The organism is Acinetobacter seohaensis, from assembly GCF_056431365.1.
Window position 1 is genome coordinate 1 of record NZ_JBWKMK010000088.1, and the last position, 1,467, is coordinate 1,467.

Sequence of the window (1,467 nt, forward strand, 5' to 3'; positions counted from 1 at the left end):
CCCAACTGTTTGGGTGTTGTATAGTCAAGCCTCACGAGCAATTAGTATTGGTCAGCTTCACATATCGCTATGCTTCCACATCCAACCTATCAACGTCGTAGTCTTCAACGGCTCTTTAGGAGGCATAAAGCCTCGGGGAAATCTTATCTTGAGGTAGGCTTCCCGCTTAGATGCTTTCAGCGGTTATCCCTTCCGAACATAGCTACCCGGCGATGCGACTGGCGTCACAACCGGTACACCAGAGGTTCGTCCACTCTGGTCCTCTCGTACTAGGAGCAGATCCTCTCAAATTTCCAGCGCCCACGGTAGATAGGGACCGAACTGTCTCACGACGTTCTAAACCCAGCTCGCGTACCTCTTTAAATGGCGAACAGCCATACCCTTGGGACCTGCTTCAGCCCCAGGATGAGATGAGCCGACATCGAGGTGCCAAACACCGCCGTCGATATGAACTCTTGGGCGGTATCAGCCTGTTATCCCCAGAGTACCTTTTATCCGTTGAGCGATGGCCCTTCCATACAGAACCACCGGATCACTAAGACCTACTTTCGTACCTGCTCGACTTGTGGGTCTCGCAGTTAAGCGCGCTTTTGCCTTTATACTCTACGCGTGATTTCCGACCACGCTGAGCGCACCTTCGTACTCCTCCGTTACTCTTTAGGAGGAGACCGCCCCAGTCAAACTACCCACCAGACATGGTCCTCGTCCCGGATAACGGGACAGAGTTAGAACCTCAACATTACCAGGGTGGTATTTCAAGGACGGCTCCACTCGGACTAGCGTCCAAGTTTCAAAGCCTCCCACCTATCCTACACAAGTAAGGTCAAAGTTCAATGTCAAGCTGCAGTAAAGGTTCACGGGGTCTTTCCGTCTAGCCGCGGGTACACCGCATCTTCACGGCGAATTCGATTTCACTGAGCCTCTGCTGGAGACAGCGCCGCCATCATTATGCCATTCGTGCAGGTCGGAACTTACCCGACAAGGAATTTCGCTACCTTAGGACCGTTATAGTTACGGCCGCCGTTTACTGGGGCTTCGATCAAGAGCTTCGCTTACGCTAACCCCATCAATTAACCTTCCAGCACCGGGCAGGCATCACACCCTATACGTCCACTTTCGTGTTTGCAGAGTGCTATGTTTTTAATAAACAGTTGCAGCGGCCTGGTTTCTGAGGCTGTCGACAGCTCAAGGAGCGAGTCCTATCACCATCAACAGCGTACCTTCTCCCGAAGTTACGGTACCATTTTGCCTAGTTCCTTCAGCAGAGTTCTCTCAAGCGCTTTGGTCTACTCGACCTGACCACCTGTGTCGGTTTCGGGTACGATTCCAGTGTAACTGAAGCTTAGAGACTTTTCCTGGAAGCAGGGTATCAGCCACTTCACTGTACAAGTACAGCTTGCTATCAGATCTCAGCATAGAGCACCCCGGATTTGCCTAAGATGCATGCCTACTTCCTTTCACCTGGAC

At 51.8% G+C, this 1,467-nt stretch carries 1 rRNA gene; it reads right to left on the reverse strand.

Going from position 1 to position 1,467, the window contains the following annotated elements:
* Nucleotides 1–20: 20 nt before the first annotated feature.
* A 23S ribosomal RNA gene (locus AC07E5_RS09810) occupies nucleotides 21–1,467 on the reverse strand; the annotation flags it as partial.